The following is a 22,881-nucleotide window of genomic DNA, read 5'->3' as shown; positions in this document are numbered from 1 at the left end:
GACAGCTCAGGTCCAGTAGTTTGAGAACATACTCAAGCGACGCTTGAGCGGTGTCGGCAGATGCTGTTCGGCGTGGCCGAGGCGATAGCCCAACAGCTTCAGCGCGCTGCGCAGCAGCACTTCGGGTACACGTTGCAACTGGCCGGCGTCACGCAAGGCGCGCAACTCGGCCTGGACGTAACGCTTGCCTTCTCCCCCCGCGCTGCCGAAGGCTTCGCGGATCCAGGGCTCGCGGCCATAAAACACGCCGATATCGAAATAACGGCGGAACTCCTGCATCAGACTGTAGCTGTGCGAATGCTGCACGCACGCACTGGCGGCGTAGCGCACCAGATAACCGTTGAGCAGCATGCGCGCGGCGACGTGGGCGTCCTCGCTGCCGATGACGTCCTCGGGAAAGCCGCCCACCGCTTGCAGGGCACTGCGCCGGTAGACGGAAAACGAGTCCGAACTGAAGCAGGTCTTGATCCCCAGCTCCCCGGCGTCGGCCAGGCTTTTGCTGCGGCTCTGGGGGCTGTAGTTGAAGTGGCGCGACTGCGCCTCGAGAATCCCGGCCCCGGGGTGCGGCAGCTGACGACCGTAGGCGAGGCCGATCCTCGGGTCTTCTTCCAGCTCCTGGATCAGGTTGGCGAAGGTCTGGGGGGTGGCCGGAATCGCATCCTGGGTCAGCAGGATCAGTGCATCGGCGTCCACCTGTTCGCTCGCCCAGCGGCGGGTGCCGCCATGATTGAACTGCTGGGCGGCGATGACCTCCACCCGGGCACCGAACTGCCGGAAGCGGCTGACGGTGTCGTCCGTCGAGCTGCTGTCGACCACCAGCACGGTGTCCGGTTGCAGCGTCTGGGCGGCCAGCGCCGGCAGCAACCGATCGAGGTGCGCTCCGGCGTTGCGGGCGGGAATGATCAGCGCCACCTTCATCATGGTTTTACCTGCGCCGGGGCACGGCCGTAGACGTCTTCGAAACGCACGATGTCGTCTTCGCCCAGGTACTCGCCGCTTTGCACTTCGATCATCACCAGGTCGATGATCCCGGGGTTGCTCAGGCGGTGTTTATGGCCGGCGGGGATATAGGTGGATTCGTTGCTGTTGAGCAGGACCTCCAGGTCGCCATTGGTGATCAGGGCGGCGCCGCTGACCACGATCCAGTGCTCGCTGCGGTGATGGTGCATCTGCAGCGACAGCGACTCCTTGGGCTTGACCATGATGCGCTTGATCTTGAAGCGGCTGCTTTCCTCCAGCACGGTGTAGGTCCCCCATGGCCGGGTGACCGTGCGGTGCAGGCTGTAGGCGCTGTGGCCCAGGCGCTTGAGTTCGGTGACGATATGGCGCACGTCCTGGGTCCGCGAGGCATCGGCCACCAGCAGCGCGTCCGGGGTGTCGACGATGATCAGGTCGCTGACGCCAACGGCGCCGAGCACACGCTTGGGCGAGTCGATATAGCAATTGCTCACGTCATGCAGGATGGCTTCGCCGTTGACCTGGTTGCCGGCGGCGTCGCTCGGGGTCAGCTGGCGCAGCGCATCCCAGGAACCGATGTCGCTCCAGCCCAGGTCACAGGGCACCACGGCGACCCGCTCGGAGCGTTCCATCAGGGCCACGTCGATCGAAACGTCCGGGGCGCGGGCCAGACTGTCGGCGTCGAGTTCACGCTGGCGGCAGTGCTTGTTGTCCAGGGTCATGCCTTGTTCCAGGCAGGCCTGGGCGGCGCTCAGCACCTCGGGAGCGTGCAGGGTCAGTTCCTGCAGCAGGGTATCGGCACGGAAGCAGAACATCCCAGCGTTCCACAGGTAGTTGCCGCTGTCGACGTAGGCCTGGGCGGTGGCCAGGTTGGGCTTTTCGACGAAACGCGCGACCTGGAAACCCTCCTTCAGCGCCGGGCCCTGTTCGATGTAGCCGAAACCGGTCTCGGGTTTGTCGGGCTGAATGCCGAAGGTCGCCAGGTAACCGGCTGCGGCGAGGCTGCGCGCCTTGTCCACGGCTGCGGCGAAGGCATCCTGGTCGAGGATCAGGTGGTCGGCCGGAAGAATCAGCAGCTGCGCCTCGTCGCCCCAGTACTCGCGCACATGCAGGGCCGCCACGGCAATGGCCACGGCGGTATTGCGCCCGAACGGCTCGAGCAGCAGGTCGAGGCCCAGCTTGCCCTGATTGACGTTGCGGTACTCGTCCAGCGAGCGGAACAGCAGGTCGCGGTTGGTCACCGTGACCACGCAGCTGACGTCCGCCAGGCTGCTGGCGCGGACGAAGGTTTTTTGCAGCAGGCTCTGCCCATCGCGCATGCGTATGAACGGCTTGGGCATGTTCTGCCGAGAGACAGGCCACAGGCGCGAACCCGAGCCGCCGGAAACAATGCAAGGGATCAATCCAGTGAATGCGCTCATCAGTAGACTTCCTTCGTCGAAAGGACGGCCGGAACCGTCATGAAAACGATGTACAGATCCAGCCAGACCGACCACTTGGAGATGTAATCGAGGTCGTACTCCACTCGTTTCTGGATTTTCTGCAGGGTGTCGGTTTCTCCCCGGTAGCCATTGATCTGCGCCCAGCCGGTGATACCGGGCTTGACCCGATGGCGCGAGCTGTATTCGCGCACCGCCTGTTCGAACGGCACTCCCGCCGCCTTGGTGGCGGTGGCATGTGGGCGAGGCCCGACAATCGACATGTTGCCCATCAGCACATTGAACAGCTGGGGCAGCTCATCGATGCTGGTCTTGCGAATGAAGCGTCCGACCCGGGTGATGCGAGGGTCTTCGCGGGTGGTCTGCCGTTCGGCATTGAGGTCCGCCTGCTCGACATACATCGAGCGGAACTTGAACACGCGGATCAGCCGGTCGTTATAGCCGTAGCGCTTTTGCCGGAACAGCACGGGGCCCTTGGAATCGAGTTTCACCGCCACGGCGGTGGCCAGCAGCACAGGGGACAACAGGACCAGGCCCAGCAGGGCGAGAATGATGTCCTCGCAGCGCTTGATCAGCGGCGCCCAGCCGCGCAACGGCAGCTCCGAGGTGTTGAACATCAGGATGCCGCCGACATCGGTCATGCGGTTGTGGCCGAAGCGCAGGGTGGTGATGTCGGGCACCAGGGCGACATTCACCGACAACTGCCGCAGCCGCTGCACCAGCCCGCCGATGCGCGCGTGCGCGGCCCAGGGCAGGGCGATCAGGACCTGGTTGACTTGCTCGGAACGGATCAGCTCTTCCAGGTTCTGGGTGTTGCCCAGAAAGGGCAGGTCGCAGAAGGCCTTGGGCACGCGGTCGCTGCGATCATCGATGAAACCGATCAGGCCGGAGCGGATATCGCCGTGACGCTGCATGTGTTCGGCAAGGAACAGCGCGCTCTCGCTGAAACCGAGGATCACCGTGCGTTGCAGGTATTTGCCACTGGCCATCCACGAGTGGAACAGGCGCAGCAGAAACAGGCGCTCGATGCCAAACAGCACGAGGCTGGCGATGAACCAGACAGCCAGGTCCTGCAGGCTGAAGACCGGCAGCAGATGCAGCCCCAGGTACATGACCAGCAGGATGCAGAAGGCGGAGGTCCAGGCCACCAGCATCGTGCGCAGGCGCAGGCGATTGCTGAAGAATTCTTCGGAGTAGACCCCCTGGGCCTGGAACAGGATGACGGTGATTACGGCAAAGAACAGCAGCAGGCCAAGGACGGTTGGCCAGACATCCGCACTGGCGGATTCAAGACTCAGGAGCAGCAGGATTCCAGGCAGGGCGGCGGACAAGGCATGCGTCAGTTTCACCCCCGAAATGAAGAGTTCCATGAATCCGGTTCGGGTCAGAAACCTGCTATCAATCGATTTCGTAAGCATCGAATCCCGTCGCTGCCAGGTAAAAACCCAGCTCTGTTAAGGGTAAAGCCACTACAGAGGCAGGCTGAAAAAACTAAGGCTTACTGCAAAAAAGTCTGTTTTTTGGCGGCCTTTGATGGCCAGACAATACTATTTTTCTGCTTTGATGGTCAATGAATTGACTAATTCTGGCAGATTAACCCTTTTTTTGCATTATTTATCGGTTTTTTGACGGTTTTGCGCATCCAGGACGAATGACAGCCTGGGCATGTGTCACGAAGTTGGCTCATTCGTGAGCGAGGCGTGACGGATAAAATGGAGTGTTGTTCAGGGGGGGACTCTTGTCCAACCCGTGGCGATTTATTCCTTTTTCGCCCGCGATCGCTGGGGTCTTGCTAGCTGGCGCAGCCCTCGGGCGGATGCTCTGGCGGTGTAGACTGAACGCTTGCGGACTAACCAAAGGAAGGGGAGAAAACTGTGAGGTATTGGTCATTGCTGTTGCTGGGTTGCATGCCCTTGCTGACGCATGCGGTGGAAGTCGGCGAGCGTCTGGCGCCCTGGACCTTGCTCGATCAATTCGACCGGGCCTATAGCCTCGACGGGCAGACCCGGACCCTGCTGGTGGCGCGCAGCATGGACGGCGCCAAGCTGGTCAACACCGCCTTGCAGGACCGTCCTGCGGGTTATCTGGAAGCGCGACACACGGTATTTGTCGCGGACATCCAGCGCATGCCGGCGGTGATCGCCAGGATGTTCGCGGTGCCGGCGATGCGTGATTATGGCTATCGCATCATGCTAGACCGTGACGGGCGGGTAGCGCCGCGCTACGCCGGGGCGGTGGATAAAGTCCTGTGGCTGCAGCTCGACAATGGCCGGCTGGTTGCTCAACGGGAGTACGGCACGGCCGCCGAACTGCGCGCAGCGCTGGAGCAGGCGCAGCCATGATCAGCGCCGCGCTGCTGTCGCCGCTCACCCTCGGCGTCGGCTGGCTGATCTATGTGTCGGTACTGCTCTGGGCCGCCTGGCGCGCGCCCTGGGTCGAACTGTTCAGCGACAGCCGGCGTCAGCATCTGCTGTTCGGTACGGTGTTCGCCTTGTTCCTGCTGTGGTTGGTGCGCCGGGATTTCGATACCGGCGTGTCCTATCACTTCATCGGCATGACGGCGGTGACCCTGTTGCTGGACTGGCCGCTGGCGATCGTCGGCGGGCTGATTGCCCAGGTGGGCCTGGTCGCGCTGGGCCGCCAGGACCTGGCGGCGGTCGGCATCAACGGCGCCTTGCTGATCCTGCTGCCGGTGCTGGTCACCGAATGCTGCGCGCTCCTGGTGGAGCGCGCGCAGCCGCGTAATCCCTTTGTGTATATCTTCTGTTCCGGTTTTTTTGCCGCCGCGCTGTCGGCCTTGCTGTGCCTGCTGGTTGGCTTGGGACTGCTGTGGTTCGACGGGCGTTTTGCCATGCCGGAATGGCTGGAAGACTTCATCGGCTACCTGTGGCTGATCATCTTTCCCGAGGCCTTCATCAACGGCATGGTGATCAGCGCCCTGGTGGTGTTCTGCCCCGAATGGCTGGAAACCTTCAACCGCACCCGTTACCTCTCGGCGCCCTGGAAGGATGACGATCCGCGTTCTTGATCCATATCAAACACATTCGGCAGACGCGGTCCCATGCTCGGCAAAAACCGTTCGGGAGCAGGGTCATGAGTGTGTATGAATGGGCGCGGCAGGAAATACGCAGGAGTCTGGATACTGCGCAGGAAGAGGGTTTCGAACCAGGCTTGAGCCTGCGCGCCCTGCTCAGCGCGGTGGTGCAGGAGAGTCGGCGGGTGCGCAGCGCCGAGGATCTGGCCGACGAGTTGCAGTTTCTCGCGGAGAACCTCGACGATACGCAGGACTACGCTTTCATGCGGCCTTGAGGCTTTAGTGGGCGCGAGGCGGCAGGTCGTCGGAAAACAGATCGTCCTCGGCATCCGGGCTGACCGGAATCTTGTGTTCTTCGGCGGCCCAGGCGCCGAGGTCGATCAGTTTGCAGCGGTCCGAGCAGAACGGACGGTTGACGTTGCTCGCGGTCCACTCCACGGGCGCACCGCAGGTTGGACATTCCACGGTCAGGGGTTGGCTCATGACTGGCCTCCACGCAAGGTAAGGTAAAAGTGATGCAGGCGTTCGACCTCGCTGTGCAGCCAGGCGAGGTCGCGGTCGTTGACCAGCACATCGTCGGCATGGCTCAGGCGATCTTCACGGGTCGCCTGGGCCTTGAGAATCGCCTGGATCTGCTGTTCGCTGATCCGGTCGCGTTGCAGGGTCCGCTCGATCTGCAGTTGTTGCGGCACATCGATCACCAGGATCCGCTGGGTCATCGCGTATTGCCCGGATTCGATCAACAGCGGTGATACCAGAATCGCGTAGGGCGACTCGGCGCGAGCCAGGTGCGCGGCGATTTCATCGGCAATCAACGGATGCAGCAAGGCTTCCAGCCAGAGGCGTTGTTGCGGCACCTCGAAGATCAGCTTGCGCAGCGCGGCGCGGTCCAACTGGCCATCGGCCTGCAGCACGCTGTCGCCGAAATGCTCGGCAATGCGGGCCAGGGCCGGACGGCCGGGTTCCACCACCCAGCGGGCGGCGTGATCGGCATCCACCACATGGATACCCAGGTCGATGAAGTGCTGGGCCGCAGCACTTTTGCCACTGCCGATACCGCCGGTAAGGCCGAGGATCCAGGGTTTGAAAACAGGCTTGGTCATCTGAAACCGACAAACTGCAAATAGGAGCTGGTTATTTGACCACCCCAGAGCAAGGCAATCCAGCCGGCAATGGCCAGAAAGGGACCGAAAGGGATAGGCGTGGACATTTGCGCACGGTTGCGACGCAGCAGGGCGATCCCGGCCAGGGCTCCCGTCAGTGAGGCCAGCAGCAGGGTCATCGGCAGAATCTGCCAGCCGCCCCAGGCGCCGAACATGGCCAACAGCTTGAAATCGCCGTGCCCCATGCCTTCCTTGCCAGTCAGCAGCTTGAACAACCAGTACACCGACCACAGGCACAGGTAGCCGGCCACGGCGCCCCACAGCGCATCGTGGAGGCTGACGAACAGGTCGAAGCCATTGACGATCAGGCCCAGCCACAACAGCGGCAGCACCAGCACGTCGGGCAACAGTTGATGGTCGGCATCGATCAGGCTCATCGCCAACAGGCCCCAGCTCAGCAGCAGCATCAAGCCGGCCTGCCAGCCAAAGCCGAAATACCAGGCCACGAACGCCGAGGCCAGGCCGCAGGTCAGTTCCACCAGCGGGTAGCGCCGGCCGATTGGTGCCTGGCACGCGGAACAGCGTCCACGCAGCAGCAGGTAGCTGAACACCGGGATGTTTTCCCAGGGGCGGATCGAATGCGCGCAGTGAGGGCACTGGGAGTGCGGGAGCAACAGGTTATAGGTCGGCCCGGCAGGTTCGACGGGCAGCCCCAGGATGTCACGGGCCTGGGCGTGCCAGTCGCGCTCGAGCATCTTTGGCAGACGCCAGATCAGCACATTGAGAAAGCTGCCGACAATCAGGCCCAGGACCAGCATCGATGCTACGAAGACCAGCGGGTAGCTGGCCAGGACCTCAGTCAATGACATGTTCAGATCGCTGTGCCGAGTTGGAAGATGGGTAAGTACATGGCAACCACCAGGCCGCCGACGAGGGTGCCCAAAACTACCATGATCACGGGCTCCATGAGACTGCTCAGGGTGTCGACCAGGGTATCGACCTCTTCCTCGTAGTGAATCGCGACTTTTTCCAGCATGCCGTCCAGGGCCCCGGATTCTTCGCCGATGGCGGTCATCTGGATAGCCATGCCGGGAAAAATACCGGACGCGCGCATGGAAAAATGCAACTGCATGCCGGTCGCCACATCCTGCCTGATGCGGTTCACCGCGTGCTTGAACACCTGATTGCCGGTAGCCCCGGCCACCGAGCCCAGGGCCTCCACCAGCGGTACCCCGGCGGCGAAGGTGGTGGACAAGGTGCGGGCGTAGCGGGCCGCCGCGGACTTGTACAGCAGCGGCGCTACCAACGGCAGTTTCAGCAGGCCCGCGTCCAGCCAGTGGCGAAAGCGCGGTGAGCGCCGGTGGGCATGACGCAGGCCGAACACGCTGAGCAACAGAGCGCCCGCCAGCAGCCACCACCAGTGCTGCACGAATTCCGAGAGGGCGATGACCAGTTGGGTGAACATCGGCAGTTGCGCGCCGAAGCCTTGGAACATCGACTGGAATTGCGGCACCACCTTGACCAGCAGGATCCCTGTCACCACCAGCGCCACGCAGATCACCGCCAGGGGATAGGTCATGGCCTTGCGGATTCGGGTCTTGAGGTTTTCGCTTTTTTCCTTGTAGGTCGCCACTCGCTCCAGCAGGGTTTCCAGGGCGCCGGCCTGCTCGCCGGCATCCACCAGGCTGCAGTACAGCTCGTCGAAATACCGCGGCCTCTTGCGCAGTGCGCTGGTGAAACTGCTGCCGGCGGCGATGTCCTGTTTCAGCTCGGCCAGCAGTTTGCGCATGTTCGGGTTATCGAAGCCCTCGGCAATGATGTCGAACGATTGCAGCAGCGGTACGCCGGCCTTGATCAGGGTCGCCAACTGCCGGGTGAACAGGCTGATGTCGCGGGCCTTGATCGGGGGCGTGCGCTGGAACAGCGAGCTGGATTTCTTCCTGACCCTGGCCGGGCTGATGCCTTGCTTGCGCAACTGGGCCCTGACCAGCGAGGGGGTATGGCCGCTCAATTCGCCGCGTAGTTTGCTGCCTTGCCTGTCGGTGCCTTCCCACAGGTAAACACTGACTTTTGCTGCTTTGACCGCCATGGTGTCGAGTCCCGGGTAGTGATGGATGTCTTCAGGGCCGGCAATGCCCTGTGCGTTAGCGAGTGGACCGCTGCACGGGGCGCGGTGTCCGGCTCATAGAGTTTGAATGGCCCGATACGTTCCTTGGACGGCGGCGGGCAGTGAATGCAATCGAGGGTCGAGTGACAGCGTAGCCCGTCACGACGACCGGCCCAGGGCACTTGGCTGACAAAAAGTGTCAGATAGTGCGACTTCTGGCGCTCACTGTCGCAGGTCGGTGCCGCCAAAACCCCGTTCGCCCGGGGCCGCAGGCGCTGGCACAGGCTGTGCTATGGCTGTCTGGTGAGTGCCCAGACCCCTGGATATCCCCTGCTTGGAGCAGATAAATGAAGTATCAGAAAGGTTTTACCTTGATCGAGTTGCTGGTCGTCGTGGCGATCATTGGCATCCTGGCCACCTTTGCCATGCCGCTGTATTCCAAATACCAGGCGCGGGCCAAGGTCACCGCGGCATTGGCCGAAGCCTCGGCGCTGAAGGTCAACTTCGAGGATGTGCTGAACCAGGGCAGCGACCCGACCCTGGAGCTGGTGGGGGGCAAGGCGGCGACGTCGAACTGCACCATGACCGCCGCGGGCTCCGCCTCCACAGGAGCGGGAAGCATTGGCTGCACCATCCTCAATGCACCGGCGCCGGTGCTGAACAAGACCGTTACCCTGACTCGCACCACGGCCGATGGCTGGGTCTGCACCACCACTGTCCCCGCCGATTACTCCCCCAAGGGCTGCACCGCCAGCGGCAGTTGAGGTCGGTGCTTGCTCGGCGCGTGAAACGCCACGAACCACGGCGCCTTCTGGGAAAATGTCGGAAATTCAGGAGGTTAGCTCGCCACTGGAAATGCAACTTGCATGCAGATTACTTGCCGATCATGCATTTTGCATGATCGCGAGTGTTTCGTTATTTTTATAAGTAATTGATATTTAATGGGTTTGTTGTTTTTCTGAACTTGGCATAACGCCTGCAATCTACTTAAGTAACCCTGCTGCCAGGACGTGGAGCAGGTTTTCCAGAAGAACAGGAGTTACTCGTATGAAGAAGTTCGCTATCGCTGCTGCAACTGCTACCGCTCTGACCCTGACCATGGCTAACGTTGCATTTGCCCAGACCACTCAAGCTACTCAGGCGCCAATGGTGCTCGCGGCGGGTGAAGTGACCAAGGCCAAGGAAGCCACTTCCGACACCTGGATCACCACCAAAGTCAAAGCGGATCTCGTAACTGAAAAAGGCATTCCTGGCACCGACATCAAGGTCGAAACCAACAAGGGTGTGGTTTCCCTGTCCTCCACCACGGCTCTGACCGCGGCGCAGAAAGAAACCGCAGTCAACATCGCCAAGAATATCAAGGGCGTGAAGGCGGTATCGGCTGACGGTTTGAAAACCGAGTAAGCCGCAAGCGTCTTTCCTGGACAGGGAGAAGAGGCGGTAGATGGTTCATCTACCGCTTCCTTGAAGGTTCATGCGAATGGCCACAGGGAGGTGGCTCCTTTTGTAGACAGAACAGGCCCCGGCACAGTGTGTCGGGGCCTGTTCTATTTATGGCGGGGAGAACCGCAGGGCCGACCCGTTTCCGGGTCGGCGGGGAGGGTGGTTATTCGGCGTCCAGGTGCATGGGGGTAATGACCCGACCGTCGCTTTCGGCCTGGCCGAGGTTGGCGTCGATGAAGTAGACCCGGTCGTCCGCCAGTTGGCCCTTGTCCACCAGGAAGTCCTTGATGCTGCTGGCCCGTTCCTGGCCCAGCTGGCGCAACAGCGCATCACTGCCACTCCAGAACTGGATCACGCCTTCACGCATTTTCGCGGTGCGTTCTTCCTTGCCCAGATCCTTCCATTCGGCCGGTGGCTGGGTCTTGAGGCGCGTGCGATAGATGCCTTCCAGCAGCGGACCTTTCTCGCCTTCCGGCACCTTCAGCAAGGATGCCTGGGCCGGCACCTTGTCGCCGCGACGCTGGAGCATCTTGTAGTAGTTGTACTGGTATTCCCGCTCCAGGCGTTGCTCGGCGATCAGCGGGCCATCGCTGCTCTGCGCGGCGGTACCTTCGATCTCCAGGCGCAGGGCCGGACGCTCCTTGAGCGCGTTGGACAGCTTGACCAGCGCCGCTTCCGATTCCGGGCTCAACTCGCTCGAGCCCGGGGCGAACGAGACGCTGCCCAGGTCTTCCGAACCACTGCCCGCGACCAGCCCGCCAATCAGTTTGAAGGGCGCGGCGGCAGCCTTGACGATCAGGTTACGCAGGGTCTGCCAGACAATCGGCATGACGCTGAATTGCGGGTTGTTGAGGTCGCCGGTCACCGGCAGTTCGATGGAGATCTTGCCGTCGACATCCTTGAGCAGGGCGACCGCCAGTTTCAGGGGCAGGCTCACGGCATCCGGGCTGTCGACTTTTTCCCCCAGTTCCAGTTGTTCGACCACCACTTTGTTTTCGGCCTTGAGCTGGCCGTTGGTGATGACGTAGTGCAGGTCGAGGTTGAGCCGGCCCTTGCGGATACGGTAGCCGGCGAACTTGCCGGAGTAGGGGGTCAGGGTGGTCAGTTCGACGCGTTTGAAACTGGTGGCGATGTCCAGCGCGGCCATCGGATCGAAGGGGTTCACGCTGCCCTTGATGGTGACCGGTGCATAACGATCGACCTTGCCCTTGATATCGACGCTGGCCGGTTTGGCCTGGCGGCTGTCGATAGTGCCGATCTGGCCGTTGAGTTGCTGGACGGCTGTGGCGAAGTTGGGGGTCAGGCTGAAGTCGGCGAAGTTGGCCGAACCGTCGTTGATGGCGATCTGGCCGATATGGATGCCCAGGGGTTTTTCCTTGGCGGCCGGCTTGGCGGCGCTTTTCGGCGCGCTGTCGGCCGGTTGCGGGATCAGCAGGTCATCGATGTTGGTGGTGCGGTCATCGTTGATCATGAAGCGCGCATAGGGCTGCAGCAGGTTGACCTTGTTGATCGTCAGGCTGTCGCCGTGCTGATAGTTCAGGCCTTCGAGCACCAGTTGCTGCCATTTCACGAAGTCGCGGGTTTTCAGGGTGTCCAGGGTATGCAATTGGTCGACCTGGGCGCGGCCGGTCACACTGAATGTCAGGGGATCGATGTTTTTCAGGTCCACCGCCAGGTCGCTGCCGAGCATGCCGCTGCGCAGCTCCAGGCGAATGAACGGGCTGATGTAGGACTGCGCGATTCGCAGGTCGATGTCTTTGGTCTGCACCGCCAGCTTGGCGGTGACCGGTTGCAGGTTGACCACACCGCTGGCGAGGATCTTGCCCTGCTTGCCCACCCCGGTGTCGAGCTTGAGGTTGAAAGGCGACTGGTTGAGGCTGTCGAAGTTCTGCACGTCGACGTTCAGCGGCCCGACCTCCAGCGCCACCGCCGGCTTGGCCTGGCGGTCCGCCAGGTGCACCTGGTAATTGCGCAGTTGCACGTCCTTGAGCAGCACCTGCCAGGGTTTGCTTGGCGCCGGGGGCGCCGGCTGCGGGCTATCGGCGGCGGCCGGAGCGGGCTTGGCCACCGGTTTGGCCGGCTGGCTGGCGAACAGTTTCTGCCAGTCCAGTTGGCCATCGGCTTCCAGGGCTGCCCAGGTTTCCAGTTTCTGGCTGCGGATCTTGCCGACCACCACTTGCTGCTTGGCCAGGTCGACCGTGGTCTCACTGACGTCCAGGCGCTCCAGGCGGGCCAGTGGCCGACCGTCCGGGGCCTTGATGGCAAAGGGTGCGATGCTTACCGAAGCATCGCTGAGCAGCAGTTCGGTTTCCTTGGACAGGTTCAGCTTGTAGCGGGTGTTGAGGTTCAGTACGCCGTCTTCGAGGACCAGGGGCAGTGCGTCGCGGACATAGGGCCACCAGGCTTTCATCTGGCCGTCGGTGACTTTCAGGGTGCCTTCGGAGGCGATCGGGGTCAGGCTGAAATTGCCGCTCCAATCGATCTGACCGCCCGCGGGGCCCGCGGCGACCAGAGTCATGTCGGCACTGTCATCGGGCAGGGTGCTGAGGTTCTTCAGCTCGAGATCGAGTTTGTCGTAGAGGAAATCGATGGGCTCGCTGGGCCGCGCGTCCTGGAAGTGCACATAACCGCCCGCCAGTTTGATGCGCTCGATACGCAGCGGGAACGGCTTGGCCTCGGGGTCGTCCGGAGTCGGTTCGCTGGCGGGCAGGTTGAACAGGCCCAGCAGGTTGAGCTTGCCGTCCTTGGCGAACAGGATCTCGCTCTTGGGTTTGTCCAGCTCGATATCGGCCAGGTGCAGCGCGCGGGTCCAGAGGCTGTCCAGTTGCAGGTTGGCGTAGAGACGCTCGAAGGCCACTTGCTCCTTGCCCGGCTCACCGATGTTCAGGCCCCAGAGCGTCAGTTCGAGACTGAACGGGTTGAGTTCGATGCGCTGGATCTTTGCCGGTACCGTCGCGTAGTTGGCCAACTGTTGATTGGCCACCCGCAGGGCGATGCCCGGCAAAATCAGAAAGCCCAGCAGGCTGTACAGGGCGAGAGCAGTCAACAAGGCGCCGATAGCGCGGATCAATCCTTTGGACATGCGAGGCTTCATCTATCTGAATCGGAAGTGCGTTGGAGTATGGCATGCGTTTCCGGTTCCGAAACAATCCCATGACTGTCGCAAACAGGATTGTTCAGATTCCTCGCGGGAGATCAGAGATGCAGGATCAGGGTCTTGAGCGGCGGTTGCTGGTCCATGGAAGGGAAGTCGCGACCGGGTGTCAGCACCTGCCATTCGCGTACCGGGCGCCCGGCCTTTTCGGCACAGCGCAGCACCTGTTCGCGCCAGTCCTCCAGCGTGACTTTCGCCAGGTTGTTGCAGCAGATCAGCACGCCATTGTCGGCGGTGGCCAGCAGGGCCGGCTTGAGCAGGCTCTGATAGTCGCGCAGCAGGTCGACAGTGCCGAATGCACTCTTGGCCCAGGCCGGCGGGTCGAGCAGCACCAGGTCGTACTGGCGTTGTTCCAGGCGTGGATAGCTGGGCAGCTTTTGCCCACGGCGCTGGGTGATGGGCAGGCCGGCCAGTTGCCGGATCGCCGGGAAGTAATCCGATTGCACGAACTGCATGGCCGGCAATTGCGGATTGAGCTGGCCGTTCTCGCGGCCGACCGCCAGGTTGCCCTCGGCGAAGTCCAGGTTGCACACCTCGCGGGCGCCGCCTGCCGCGGCACTCAGGCCGACGCCGCAGGTATAGGCGAACAGGTTCAGCACACTCTTGCCGGCGCTGTGGGCCTTGACCCAGCCACGGGCGTTGCGCAGGTCGAGAAACAGCAGCGGGTCCTGGCCGGCATGGCGACCGCGTACCCGATAGTTCAAGCCCCATTCGTGGCCGACCAGGTCTTGCAGCGCCTGTTCTTCGGCGCGGTAAACCGGGTCTTCGCGGTCGATGCGTGAATTGCCCTGAGAGCGGTCGTTGTAGACCAGCAGGGTGTCCAGGCCCAGCTGCTCCTGGGCGATCTCGTGCAATTGCAGCAAGGCCTCGCGTTCCAGCGTCTGGTGAAAGCTCTGCACCAGCAGCTGTGGGCCGTAACGGTCGATGGTCAGGCCCCCGGCGCCTTCCTGGCTGCCATGGAACAGCCGATAGCAGTCGGTGCCTTGCTGATGCAGCTCGGCGAGCAGGTCCTGGCGATGATCGAGGGCGGCGCGCAGCGCCTGATTCAAGGAAGACATGCGGGCGCCTTGCGGATGATTGGGCGGGGCAGTCTACCAGCTTCGCCCACCCCCTGTAGGAGCGCTCGATCGACACTCCTACAGAGGAGAGGAGATCAGCGTTCGATGGCCAGTGCCACGCCCTGGCCGCCGCCGATGCACAAAGTCGCCAGGCCTTTTTTGGCGTCGCGCTTGAGCATCTCGTGCAGCAGGGTCACCAGCACCCGGCAGCCCGAGGCGCCGATCGGGTGGCCGAGGGCGATGGCGCCGCCGTTGACGTTGACCTTGCTCGCGTCCCAATCCAGCTCCTTGCCCACCGACAGCGACTGGGCGGCGAAGGCTTCGTTGGCTTCGATCAGGTCCAGTTGTTCCAGGGACCAGCCGGCCTTGTCCAGGCAGCGGCGGGTGGCCGACACCGGGCCGATGCCCATGATCGCCGGGTCGACGCCGGCGTTGGCGTAGGCGGCGATCTTCGCCAGTACCGGCAGGCCCAGGGCCTTGGCCTTGGCGGCGCTCATCAGGATCACCGCGGCGGCGCCGTCGTTCAGCGACGAGGCGTTGCCGGCGGTGACCGTGCCGTCTTTCTTGAAGGCCGGCTTGAGCTTGCCCAGGGACTCGGCGGTGGTGCCGGCGCGCGGCTGCTCGTCGGTGGCGAAGGCCACGGGGTCGCCCTTGCGCTGGGGAATCAGGATCGGGGTGATCTCATCGACGAAACGCCCGCCTTCGATGGCGGCCACGGCCTTCTGCTGCGAGGCGGCGGCAAAGGCGTCCTGGGCTTCGCGGCTGATGCCGTATTTTTCCACCAGGTTCTCGGCGGTGATGCCCATGTGATAGTCGTTGAAGGCGTCCCACAGGCCGTCGCTGATCATGGTGTCGACGATCTGGCTATGGCCCATGCGCAGGCCGGTGCGTGCACCGGGCAGCACGTAGTTGGCCAGGCTCATGTTCTCCTGGCCGCCGGCGATGATCACCTCGGCGTCGCCGCAGCGGATCGCCTGGGCGCCCAGGTGCAGGGCCTTGAGGCCGGAGCCGCAGACCTTGTTCAGGGTCAGCGCCGGCACGGCGTGGGGCAGGCCGGCCTTGATCGCGGCCTGGCGCGCGGGGTTCTGCCCGGCGCCGGCGGTGAGCACCTGGCCCATGATCACTTCATCGACCTGGGCGCCGTCCAGGCCGGTCTGGGCCAGCAGCTGGCGAATCACCGCGGCGCCGAGATCGACCGCGGGGATATTGGCCAGCGAACCCTGGAAACTGCCGACCGCGGTGCGGGTGGCGGCAACGATTACGACGTCTTGCATGGCGCGAATCCTCATTGTCATTGGCGGCATCGGTCGGCGACTAGGGAAGGTGATCGATGCGCGAGAACTTGGAAAATAATGGTTGCATAGAAGGTCGCGACGCTGCCAATCGCGAACCGGTGGGTCGCGTTCTGTTCGCCCGGTCGGGTATTACAGGCCCATGCGCCGGCGTGCGCGATGTATCGAGCCGTTGCGCACCGCCCAGCGCAGCATCGGCGCACTGCGGTTGACGCTGGCGCGGATCAGCTGGCGTTGCAGCAGACCCTGGTTGACGCCCAGCATGGCGCTGGCCCAGTCGGGTAGCAGGTCGATGCCGGCCTGCATCATCAATGAGCCAAATGGCTTGGCCAGGCGGCTTGGGGCAGGTGCCGCCAAGAGCAAACGCAGCACCTCGCGACTGCGTTCATCGCAGAGCAACTGGGGGCGCATCCCGGCCAGGTACGCCGCCACGGCCCGGCGCGAGCGCGGCACATCGCTGGCGCCAAGGCGCTCGGCGATCAGCGCGACTTCCCCGTAGTAACGGTCCTGGTCGGCAGGCGACAGCTGCGGATTGCGATAGCGCAGATGCGCCGCCAGAAAGCTGCTGACTTCGGCCACATGCACCCAGGTCAGCAACTGCGGATCGCTGGCGGCATAGGGCCGGCCGTCTGGCGCGTGGCCGACGATCTGCAGGTGAATGGTGCGCACCTTGTCGATCAGCCATTCGGCATCCTGCCGCGAGCCGAAGGTGGTGCCGGAAATGAACTGCGCGGTACGCCGCAGGCGTCCGATCATGTCTTCCCGGAAATTCGAGTGATCCCAGACCCCGGCCAGGGCCAGCGGATGCAGGGCCTGCATCAACAAGGCGCTGATGCCGCCGATCAGCATGCTGCTGAAATCGCCATGCACCTGCCAGCAGATAGCGTCCGGGCCGAACAGACCCGGGTCGCCCTTGGGGTTGTCCAGGTCGAGCTGACCCAGCGACAGGCCACCCAGGCTCATGACCTGGGTTTCGATACGACTGCGAATGAATTCCATACCGCTTGGCTGTTCCTTGGTTGAGGCCCGAGGCCTCGCTCAGAGGTTCAGGCGTTTATCGATCAGACCCTCGACCACGCTCGGGTCGGCCAGGGTCGAGGTATCGCCCAGGCTGTCGAGTTCGTTGCAGGCGATCTTGCGCAGGATACGCCGCATGATCTTGCCCGAGCGGGTTTTCGGCAAGGCCGGCGCCCACTGGATCAACTCCGGCTTGGCGAAACTGCCGATCTCGCGGCTGACCAGGCTCAACAGCTCCTTCTTCAACTCGTCGCTGGGCTCGACGCCATTCATCGGGGTGACAAAGGCATAGATGCCCTGGCCCTTGAGGTCATGGGGATAACCGACCACCGCGGCCTCGGCGATGCTGTCATGCAGGACCAGGGCGCTCTCGACCTCGGCGGTACCGATGCGATGCCCGGAGACGTTGATCACGTCGTCGATGCGCCCGGTGATCCAGTAATCGCCGTCTTCATCGCGCCGCGCGCCGTCGCCGGTGAAGTAGTAGCCCGGGTAGGGTTTGAAATAGGTCTCGACCATGCGCTGCGGGTCGCCGTAGACACTGCGGATCTGCGCCGGCCAACTGGCCTTGATCGCCAGGATGCCGCTGCCGGCGCCGCTGATTTCCTTGCCGTGCTCGTCCAGCAGCACCGGCTGCACACCGAACATCGGGCGGGTGGCGCAGCCGGGTTTGATCCGGCTGGCGCTGACCAGCGGGCTGAGCATGATGCCGCCGGTTTCGGTCTGCCACCAGGTATCGACGATCGGGCAGCGCTGCTCGCCGACGCTATTGAAATACCACTCCCAGGCTTCCGGGTTGATCGGCTCGCCGACGCTGCCCAGCAGGCGCAGGCTGCTGCGCGAGGTGTGCTGCAGCGGCTCTGGGCCTTCGCGCATCAGCGCGCGCAAGGCGGTAGGGGCGGTGTAGAAGATGTTCACCCGGTGCTTGTCGATGACTTCCCAGAAACGCGAACTGCTCGGATAACTGGGCACGCCCTCGAAGATCAGGGTGGTCGCGCCATTGGCCAGCGGGCCGTAGACGATATAACTGTGGCCGGTGACCCAGCCGACATCGGCGGTGCACCAGAAGACTTCGCCTTCGCGGTAGTCCAGTACATATTTGAAGGTCATCGCCGCTTGCAGCAGGTAACCGCCGGTGGTGTGCAGCACGCCTTTGGGTTTGCCGGTGCTGCCGGAGGTGTAGAGGATGAACAGCGGGTCTTCGGCGTCCATCGGTTGCGGCGGGCAGTCGTCTTCGACGCCGCGCAGGGCCTGGTGATACCAGAGGTCGCGGCCTTCGACCCAGTTCACCGGGTTCTGGGTGCGCTCGACCACCACCACCGTGCTGACGTTCGGGCACCTTTGCAGGGCCTTGTCGACGTTGTTTTTCAAGGGCACGAACTTGCCGCCGCGCACCCCTTCGTCAGCCGTGATCACGGTGCGGCAGTCGGCGTCGAGAATGCGGTCGCGCAGCGCGTCCGGGGAGAATCCGCCAAAGACCACCGAGTGCACCGCGCCGATACGGGTGCAGGCGAGCATGGCGTAGGCCGCCTCGGGGATCATCGGCATGTAGATGCAGACCCGATCGCCTTTTTTCACGCCGCGGCTTTTCAGGACGTTGGCCAGGCGGCAGACGTAGTGATGGAGTTTTTTGTAGGTGATTTGCAGCGACTCGGCGGGGTCGTCGCCTTCCCAGATGATCGCCACCTGATCGCCGCGTTTTTCCAGGTGGCGGTCGATGCAGTTGTAGCTGACGTTCAACTGGCCGCCGGCGAACCAGCTGGCGGCGCCGGTTTTCAGGTCATAGCGCTGCACGGTTTGCCAGGGGGCGCTCCAGTCGAGAAAGCGGGTGGCCTGTTCGGCCCAGAAGGTGCTGGGGTGCTCGATGGATTCGCGGTACAGCCGCTGGTAGTCGTCCTGACTCAATTGCGCAGCCCGGCGGACGGCATCGGCTTGGGGGAACATGCTGATATCGAACATGACGGTTCCTTATTCTTGTTTTAGCGACAAGCGATAAAGATGCGCCTTGATCGGAAGGGGTTCAAGGGGAGGGCGGTCTTGGGCGACCGATCGTGAATCGGCCCGCCGCTACGCAATGGATGGGGTTTGCGTAGCAACGGGCCGGTTCGCGAAGGGGGATTTCAGCGGGCTATCAGCCGCGGTGGCGACCGCGGAAGTAGTTGATCAGGCCCTGGGTCGAAGCATCTTCGGCCGGGGTTTCTTCGCTGCCGACCAGGCGGTTGTAGACGCCCTTGCCCAGCTCTTTGCCCAGCTCCACGCCCCATTGGTCGAAGGCGTTGATGCCCCAGATCACGCTCTGCACGAAAACCTTGTGTTCGTACATCGCCACCAGCGCGCCCAGGCGGCGCGGACTGATGCGTTCGACCACCAGGGTGTTGCTCGGACGGTTGCCCGGGATCACCTTGTGCGGTGCCAGTTTCTGGACTTCGGCCTCGCTCATGCCTTTTTCACGCAGCTCGGCCTCGGCCTCGGCGCGGGTCTTGCCGAGCATCAGCGCCTGGCTTTGCGACAGGCAGTTGGCGTACAGCCACTGGTGATGGTCGGCCACCGGGTTGAAGCTGACGATAGGCACGATGAAGTCGGCCGGGATCAGCTGGGTGCCCTGGTGCAACAACTGGTGGTACGCGTGCTGACCGTTGCAGCCCACGCCACCCCAGATCACCGGGCCGGTGTCGGTGGAAACCGGCGTGCCGTCCTGGCGCACGCTCTTGCCGTTGGATTCCATGTCCAGCTGCTGCAAGTGCTTGGTGATGTTGCGCAGGTAGTGGTCGTACGGCAGGATCGCGTGGCTTTGCGCACCCCAGAAATTGCCGTACCACACGCCCAGCAGGGCCAGGAGGACCGGCATGTTCTGCTCGAACGGCGCGGTCTGGAAGTGCTGGTCCATGGTGTAGGCGCCGGACAGCAGTTCCTTGAAGTTGGACATGCCGATGGCCAGGGCGATCGGCAGGCCGATGGCTGACCACAGCGAGTAACGCCCGCCAACCCAGTCCCACATCGGGAAAATGTTCTCTTCACGGATGCCGAAGGCCACGGCCGCGGCGTTGTTGCTCGATACCGCGATGAAGTGGCGATACAGCTCGGCCTCGGAACCGCCCTGAGCCAGGTACCAGGCGCGTGCGGCCTGGGCGTTCTTCAGGGTTTCCAGGGTGTTGAAGGATTTCGACGAGACGATGAACAGCGTGGTTTCGGCGCGGATCTTCGACGACAGTTCGTGGAACTCGCTGCCGTCGATATTGGCCAGGTAATGGCAACGCACGCCTTTCTGGGCGTAGGACAACAGGGCTTCGGACACCAGCTCGGGGCCGAGGAAGGAACCGCCGATGCCGATGTTCACCACGTCGGTGATCGGCTTCTCGGTGTAGCCACGCCACAGGCCGTCATGGATACGCCCGACCAGTTCGGTGATCTGGTTCAGCACCTTGTGCACTTCCGGCATCACGTTGACGCCGTTGACCGACAGCTTGTCGCCCACTGGACGGCGCAGGGCGGTGTGCAGGGCCGGACGGCCTTCGGAAGAGTTGACCAGCTCACCGGCGAACAGCGCCTTGATCGCGTCCTGCAGACCGGCTTCATTGGCCAGGCCCACCAACAGGTTGCGGGTTTCGGAGGTGATCAGGTTCTTCGAGTAATCGAGAAAAAGCCCACAGCCGCTGAGGCTGAATTGATGAAAGCGCTGCGGGTCGGCATTAAAGGCCTCGCGCATGCTGAAATCCTGCATGGCTTGGCGGTGGTCATTCAACGCTTGCCAGGCGGGCAGAGCGGTAACGTCGTGAGGAGTGCGGTAGTACGCCATCGCTGCGGTTTTCCTTTTACTTGAACTGCCTGTTGGACACTGAAAAGCCCGGAACGTCCTGCTTGAAGAATAACGTTCGGTCAAACCTGCGCTGACACGATTAAGCACGCAGGGCGATTACAGTAACTCTCGCGTGCTGATCTGTCTTGGCTTTGTCTGACCTGCGACCGGTACTTTTTATACCGGCGCCTCAGAGCCGCGCAACGAGCGGGATTTCAGGGGTGAGAATGACTGGGGCTCAGGCGACCTGAACCGGAATGGAGTGGCTGGTGTGGCTCAGCTCGTTGCCCGGCGCCATATAGAGCATGCGCGGCTTGAAGTTGAGCAGTTCGGCTTCGCTGTAGTGAGCGTAAGCGCAGATGATCACCCGGTCGCCAACCTTGGCCTTGTGCGCGGCGGCACCGTTGACCGAGATCATGCGCGAGCCTTCCTCGCCACGAATGGCGTAGGTGGTGAAGCGTTCGCCATTGTCGACGTTGTAGATCTGGATCTGTTCGTACTCACGGATACCGGACAAGTCCAGCCACTCGCCGTCGATGGCGCAGGAGCCTTCGTAGTCGAGCACAGCGTGGGTGACTTCGGCGCGATGCAGCTTGGCCTTGAGCATGATGGCGTGCATGAGTGGTTCTCTCGGTCAGGTCCTCGAACAGGGCCCGCAGCATCGCAGCAGGCCCCGGGCGGCGGCAGTTTGCCCGAAGGTCGGGCTTCGGGCAATCGGCCTTTGGGACCTAGGCGTCGAGGTCCAGATGCAGGTTGTCGATCAGGCGGGTAGCGCCCAGATAGGCCGCTGCCAGGATCACCAGGTCGCGGTCTTGCGCAGTGGCCGGGCGCAGGGTCCGGGCATGGCGGATTTCCAGGTAATCCGGGCGGAAGCCGGCGGCTTCGAGCACTTGTTTCTGCTCGTCCAGCAGTTTTGGATAGTCCCGCTCACCCTGGCTGATGGCCTGGGCGATCTGAGTCAGGCCACGATAGATCGCCGGGGCGATGGCACGTTGTTCTTCGCTCAGATAGCCGTTGCGCGACGACAGCGCGAGGCCGTCGGCAGCACGCACGGTGGGCTCGCCGATGATCTGGATCGGCATGTTCAGGTCATGCACCAGGGCGCGGATCACCGCCAGTTGCTGGAAGTCCTTCTGGCCGAAGACCGCAAGGTCCGGCTGCACCATGTTGAACAGCTTGCTGACCACCGTGGCCACCCCTTCGAAATGCCCGGGGCGGCTGGCGCCGCACAGGCCTTCGGAGAGTTGTGGCACGCTGACCCGGGTCTGGCCGTCCATGCCGTCGGGGTACATCTCTTCGACGCTAGGGGCGAACAGCAGATGGCAACCGGCTTGCAGGAGCTTTTCCTGGTCAGCGGCCAGGGTTCGCGGGTACTTGTCGAGGTCTTCGCCAGCGCCGAATTGCAGCGGGTTGACGAAAATGCTCGCCACCACGAAATCCACTCGCTGGGCTGCCTTGGTCACCAGGGCCGCATGACCGCTGTGCAGGTTGCCCATGGTCGGTACGAAGCCGATGCGCTTACCCTCGCTGCGGGCACGGGCCACGGCGGCACGCAGTTCACGTACGGTTTTTACAGTATTCATGCAGAAAACCCATGTTCGGCGCCTGGGAAGGTCACGGCCTTGACCTCACTGACATAGGCGCTCAAGGCCGCCTGGATGCTTTCCTGGCCGGCCATGAAGTTCTTCACGAACTTCGGCGCACGACCGCTCAGGGACAGGCCCAGCATGTCGTGCAGAACCAGCACCTGACCGTCGGTGGCGCTGCCGGCACCGATGCCGATCACCGGAATCTTCACCGCCTGGGTGATTTCCGCCGCCAGTTCGCTCGGCACGCATTCGAGCAGCAGCATCGCCGCGCCGGCCGCTTCCAGGGCGATGGCATCGGCACGCATCTGCCGGGCCTGGTTTTCGTTACGTCCCTGAACCTTGTAGCCGCCGAGGATGTTCACCGATTGCGGGGTCAGACCCATGTGGGCGCAGACCGGTATGCCGCGCTCGGCCAGCAGGCGGATGGACTCCGCCAGCCACAGCGCGCCTTCGACCTTGATCATGTGCGCGCCGGCCTGCATCAGTTGGGCGCTGTTGTTCAGGGCCTGCTCGGTGGTGGCATAGGCCATGAACGGCAGGTCGGCGAGGATCAGGGCGCCACTGTTGCCGCGTTTGACCGCGGCGACGTGGTAGGCCATCTCGGCGGTAGTGACTGGCAGTGTGCTGTCGTGCCCTTGCAAGACCATGCCGAGGGAGTCGCCCACCAGCAGTACTTCAACGCCGGCCTGGCAACAGGTGTGGGCGAAGGTCGCGTCATAGCAGGTCAGCATGGTGATTTTTTCACCTTTCTGCTTGAGGCCTTGCAGGGTGGTCAGGGTGATGTCTGGCATGAAAAAGGGTCCTCATTCAGGCGCTCTGGAAACTGCTGCGAGTAACGCGCGTGATTCTTATCTATACAGGCGCACGGTCTGTTGTCGTGCTTATAAGGCCT

21 protein-coding genes are annotated in these 22,881 nt (G+C 62.9%); 5 read left to right on the top strand and 16 right to left on the bottom strand.

The annotated features are described in order from the left end of the window. Window positions 1-6: 6 nt before the first annotated feature. The 3 genes from H0I86_RS27085 to H0I86_RS27075 are packed head-to-tail and all read right to left on the bottom strand — an operon-like array spanning window position 7 to window position 3,814. A complete protein-coding gene (locus tag H0I86_RS27085; protein ID WP_016703673.1) occupies window positions 7-918 on the bottom strand; it encodes a glycosyltransferase family 2 protein in 912 nt (303 codons plus the stop codon). Then, window positions 918-2,378: a mannose-1-phosphate guanylyltransferase/mannose-6-phosphate isomerase gene (locus tag H0I86_RS27080; protein ID WP_180922832.1), complete on the bottom strand. Its 1,461-nt coding sequence runs from the start codon at window positions 2,376-2,378 to the stop codon at window positions 918-920. The genes H0I86_RS27085 and H0I86_RS27080 overlap by 1 nt, the downstream gene beginning before the upstream one ends. After that, window positions 2,378-3,814, bottom strand: a complete 1,437-nt coding sequence (locus H0I86_RS27075) for an undecaprenyl-phosphate glucose phosphotransferase (RefSeq protein ID WP_180922831.1) — start codon at window positions 3,812-3,814, stop codon at window positions 2,378-2,380. The genes H0I86_RS27080 and H0I86_RS27075 overlap by 1 nt, the downstream gene beginning before the upstream one ends. Before the next feature lie 456 nt (window positions 3,815-4,270). On the opposite strand from H0I86_RS27075, the gene H0I86_RS27070 reads away from it, so the two are divergent. From H0I86_RS27070 to H0I86_RS27060, 3 genes are all read left to right on the top strand, one after another. Further along, window positions 4,271-4,738: an FAD/FMN-containing dehydrogenase gene (locus tag H0I86_RS27070; RefSeq protein WP_180922830.1), complete on the top strand. Its 468-nt coding sequence runs from the start codon at window positions 4,271-4,273 to the stop codon at window positions 4,736-4,738. After that, window positions 4,735-5,424 carry an energy-coupling factor ABC transporter permease gene (locus H0I86_RS27065; RefSeq protein WP_180922829.1) on the top strand — a complete coding sequence of 230 codons (690 nt, stop codon included), beginning with the start codon at window positions 4,735-4,737 and terminating at the stop codon, window positions 5,422-5,424. The genes H0I86_RS27070 and H0I86_RS27065 overlap by 4 nt, the downstream gene beginning before the upstream one ends. Before the next feature lie 65 nt (window positions 5,425-5,489). Further along, entirely contained in the window at window positions 5,490-5,705 is a 216-nt protein-coding gene (locus H0I86_RS27060; protein WP_124314375.1) for a hypothetical protein, read from the top strand. Window positions 5,706-5,709: 4 nt separating this feature from the next. Here the strand turns inward: H0I86_RS27060 and yacG are convergent, their stop codons facing one another. Genes yacG through H0I86_RS27040 form a run of 4 tightly spaced genes read right to left on the bottom strand, consistent with a single transcriptional unit; the run spans window position 5,710 to window position 8,622 of the window. After that, complete coding sequence (gene yacG, locus H0I86_RS27055; protein ID WP_009045670.1) at window positions 5,710-5,913, bottom strand: DNA gyrase inhibitor YacG; 204 nt, start codon at window positions 5,911-5,913, stop codon at window positions 5,710-5,712. Further along, window positions 5,910-6,533, bottom strand: a complete 624-nt coding sequence (coaE, locus tag H0I86_RS27050; RefSeq protein WP_009045669.1) for a dephospho-CoA kinase — start codon at window positions 6,531-6,533, stop codon at window positions 5,910-5,912. Before coaE ends, yacG begins: the two co-directional genes overlap by 4 nt. Then, window positions 6,530-7,402, bottom strand: a complete 873-nt coding sequence (locus tag H0I86_RS27045; protein ID WP_180922828.1) for a prepilin peptidase — start codon at window positions 7,400-7,402, stop codon at window positions 6,530-6,532. The genes coaE and H0I86_RS27045 overlap by 4 nt, the downstream gene beginning before the upstream one ends. A gap of 2 nt (window positions 7,403-7,404) precedes the next feature. After that, window positions 7,405-8,622 (bottom strand): type II secretion system F family protein, encoded by a 1,218-nt coding sequence (locus tag H0I86_RS27040; protein WP_180922827.1) that lies wholly within the window; start codon window positions 8,620-8,622, stop codon window positions 7,405-7,407. A 365-nt stretch (window positions 8,623-8,987) separates the two neighbouring features. Between H0I86_RS27040 and H0I86_RS27035 the strand changes: the two genes are divergently transcribed. Together H0I86_RS27035 and H0I86_RS27030 are read left to right on the top strand one after the other, a co-directional pair. Continuing rightward, window positions 8,988-9,404 (top strand): pilin, encoded by a 417-nt coding sequence (locus H0I86_RS27035; protein ID WP_009050907.1) that lies wholly within the window; start codon window positions 8,988-8,990, stop codon window positions 9,402-9,404. 283 nt (window positions 9,405-9,687) lie between these two features. Next, a complete protein-coding gene (locus tag H0I86_RS27030) occupies window positions 9,688-10,044 on the top strand; it encodes a BON domain-containing protein (RefSeq protein ID WP_009050906.1) in 357 nt (118 codons plus the stop codon). Between the two features lie 202 nt (window positions 10,045-10,246). Here the strand turns inward: H0I86_RS27030 and H0I86_RS27025 are convergent, their stop codons facing one another. The 9 genes from H0I86_RS27025 to panB all read right to left on the bottom strand — a co-directional run bounded on the left by H0I86_RS27025 (window position 10,247) and on the right by panB (window position 22,780). Next, window positions 10,247-13,165, bottom strand: a complete 2,919-nt coding sequence (locus H0I86_RS27025) for a DUF748 domain-containing protein (RefSeq protein WP_180922826.1) — start codon at window positions 13,163-13,165, stop codon at window positions 10,247-10,249. Window positions 13,166-13,278: 113 nt separating this feature from the next. After that, the gene (locus H0I86_RS27020; protein ID WP_180922825.1) at window positions 13,279-14,295 is read right to left on the bottom strand and encodes a class I SAM-dependent rRNA methyltransferase; all 1,017 of its coding nucleotides are present in this window, start codon (window positions 14,293-14,295) and stop codon (window positions 13,279-13,281) included. Between the two features lie 95 nt (window positions 14,296-14,390). Continuing rightward, a complete protein-coding gene (locus H0I86_RS27015) occupies window positions 14,391-15,569 on the bottom strand; it encodes an acetyl-CoA C-acetyltransferase (RefSeq protein ID WP_180922824.1) in 1,179 nt (392 codons plus the stop codon). Window positions 15,570-15,719: 150 nt separating this feature from the next. Further along, a complete protein-coding gene (locus H0I86_RS27010) occupies window positions 15,720-16,586 on the bottom strand; it encodes an oxygenase MpaB family protein (protein WP_023969383.1) in 867 nt (288 codons plus the stop codon). 39 nt (window positions 16,587-16,625) lie between these two features. After that, window positions 16,626-18,563: an acetate--CoA ligase gene (gene acs, locus H0I86_RS27005; protein ID WP_180922823.1), complete on the bottom strand. Its 1,938-nt coding sequence runs from the start codon at window positions 18,561-18,563 to the stop codon at window positions 16,626-16,628. A gap of 172 nt (window positions 18,564-18,735) precedes the next feature. Continuing rightward, entirely contained in the window at window positions 18,736-20,400 is a 1,665-nt protein-coding gene (gene pgi, locus H0I86_RS27000; RefSeq protein WP_102677908.1) for a glucose-6-phosphate isomerase, read from the bottom strand. Window positions 20,401-20,638: 238 nt separating this feature from the next. Then, the gene (panD, locus tag H0I86_RS26995) at window positions 20,639-21,019 is read right to left on the bottom strand and encodes an aspartate 1-decarboxylase (RefSeq protein ID WP_180922822.1); all 381 of its coding nucleotides are present in this window, start codon (window positions 21,017-21,019) and stop codon (window positions 20,639-20,641) included. Window positions 21,020-21,128: 109 nt separating this feature from the next. Further along, window positions 21,129-21,983 (bottom strand): pantoate--beta-alanine ligase, encoded by an 855-nt coding sequence (panC, locus tag H0I86_RS26990; protein ID WP_110177029.1) that lies wholly within the window; start codon window positions 21,981-21,983, stop codon window positions 21,129-21,131. Continuing rightward, window positions 21,980-22,780, bottom strand: a complete 801-nt coding sequence (panB, locus tag H0I86_RS26985) for a 3-methyl-2-oxobutanoate hydroxymethyltransferase (RefSeq protein WP_063433040.1) — start codon at window positions 22,778-22,780, stop codon at window positions 21,980-21,982. Before panB ends, panC begins: the two co-directional genes overlap by 4 nt. Window positions 22,781-22,881 lie beyond the last annotated feature (101 nt).

This window comes from Pseudomonas chlororaphis subsp. aurantiaca, from assembly GCF_013466605.1.
GTDB lineage: Bacteria > Pseudomonadota > Gammaproteobacteria > Pseudomonadales > Pseudomonadaceae > Aquipseudomonas > Aquipseudomonas chlororaphis_I.
This window is presented reverse-complemented; position numbering and strand designations above follow the sequence as displayed.

Excerpts from the sequence above, each read along its gene's own strand:
- H0I86_RS27085 (WP_016703673.1), bottom strand. The coding sequence starts at position 918 with ATGAAGGTGGCGCTGATCATTCCCGCCCGCAACGCCGGAGCGCACCTC.
- H0I86_RS27080 (WP_180922832.1), bottom strand. The coding sequence starts at position 2,378 with ATGAGCGCATTCACTGGATTGATCCCTTGCATTGTTTCCGGCGGCTCG.
- H0I86_RS27075 (WP_180922831.1), bottom strand. The coding sequence starts at position 3,814 with ATGCTTACGAAATCGATTGATAGCAGGTTTCTGACCCGAACCGGATTC.
- H0I86_RS27065 (WP_180922829.1), top strand. The coding sequence starts at position 4,735 with ATGATCAGCGCCGCGCTGCTGTCGCCGCTCACCCTCGGCGTCGGCTGG.
- H0I86_RS27060 (WP_124314375.1), top strand. The coding sequence starts at position 5,490 with ATGAGTGTGTATGAATGGGCGCGGCAGGAAATACGCAGGAGTCTGGAT.
- yacG (WP_009045670.1), bottom strand. The coding sequence starts at position 5,913 with ATGAGCCAACCCCTGACCGTGGAATGTCCAACCTGCGGTGCGCCCGTG.
- coaE (WP_009045669.1), bottom strand. The coding sequence starts at position 6,533 with ATGACCAAGCCTGTTTTCAAACCCTGGATCCTCGGCCTTACCGGCGGT.
- H0I86_RS27045 (WP_180922828.1), bottom strand. The coding sequence starts at position 7,402 with ATGTCATTGACTGAGGTCCTGGCCAGCTACCCGCTGGTCTTCGTAGCA.
- H0I86_RS27040 (WP_180922827.1), bottom strand. The coding sequence starts at position 8,622 with ATGGCGGTCAAAGCAGCAAAAGTCAGTGTTTACCTGTGGGAAGGCACC.
- H0I86_RS27035 (WP_009050907.1), top strand. The coding sequence starts at position 8,988 with ATGAAGTATCAGAAAGGTTTTACCTTGATCGAGTTGCTGGTCGTCGTG.
- H0I86_RS27030 (WP_009050906.1), top strand. The coding sequence starts at position 9,688 with ATGAAGAAGTTCGCTATCGCTGCTGCAACTGCTACCGCTCTGACCCTG.
- H0I86_RS27025 (WP_180922826.1), bottom strand. The coding sequence starts at position 13,165 with ATGTCCAAAGGATTGATCCGCGCTATCGGCGCCTTGTTGACTGCTCTC.
- H0I86_RS27020 (WP_180922825.1), bottom strand. The coding sequence starts at position 14,295 with ATGTCTTCCTTGAATCAGGCGCTGCGCGCCGCCCTCGATCATCGCCAG.
- H0I86_RS27015 (WP_180922824.1), bottom strand. The coding sequence starts at position 15,569 with ATGCAAGACGTCGTAATCGTTGCCGCCACCCGCACCGCGGTCGGCAGT.
- H0I86_RS27010 (WP_023969383.1), bottom strand. The coding sequence starts at position 16,586 with ATGGAATTCATTCGCAGTCGTATCGAAACCCAGGTCATGAGCCTGGGT.
- acs (WP_180922823.1), bottom strand. The coding sequence starts at position 18,563 with ATGTTCGATATCAGCATGTTCCCCCAAGCCGATGCCGTCCGCCGGGCT.
- pgi (WP_102677908.1), bottom strand. The coding sequence starts at position 20,400 with ATGGCGTACTACCGCACTCCTCACGACGTTACCGCTCTGCCCGCCTGG.
- panD (WP_180922822.1), bottom strand. The coding sequence starts at position 21,019 with ATGCACGCCATCATGCTCAAGGCCAAGCTGCATCGCGCCGAAGTCACC.
- panC (WP_110177029.1), bottom strand. The coding sequence starts at position 21,983 with ATGAATACTGTAAAAACCGTACGTGAACTGCGTGCCGCCGTGGCCCGT.
- panB (WP_063433040.1), bottom strand. The coding sequence starts at position 22,780 with ATGCCAGACATCACCCTGACCACCCTGCAAGGCCTCAAGCAGAAAGGT.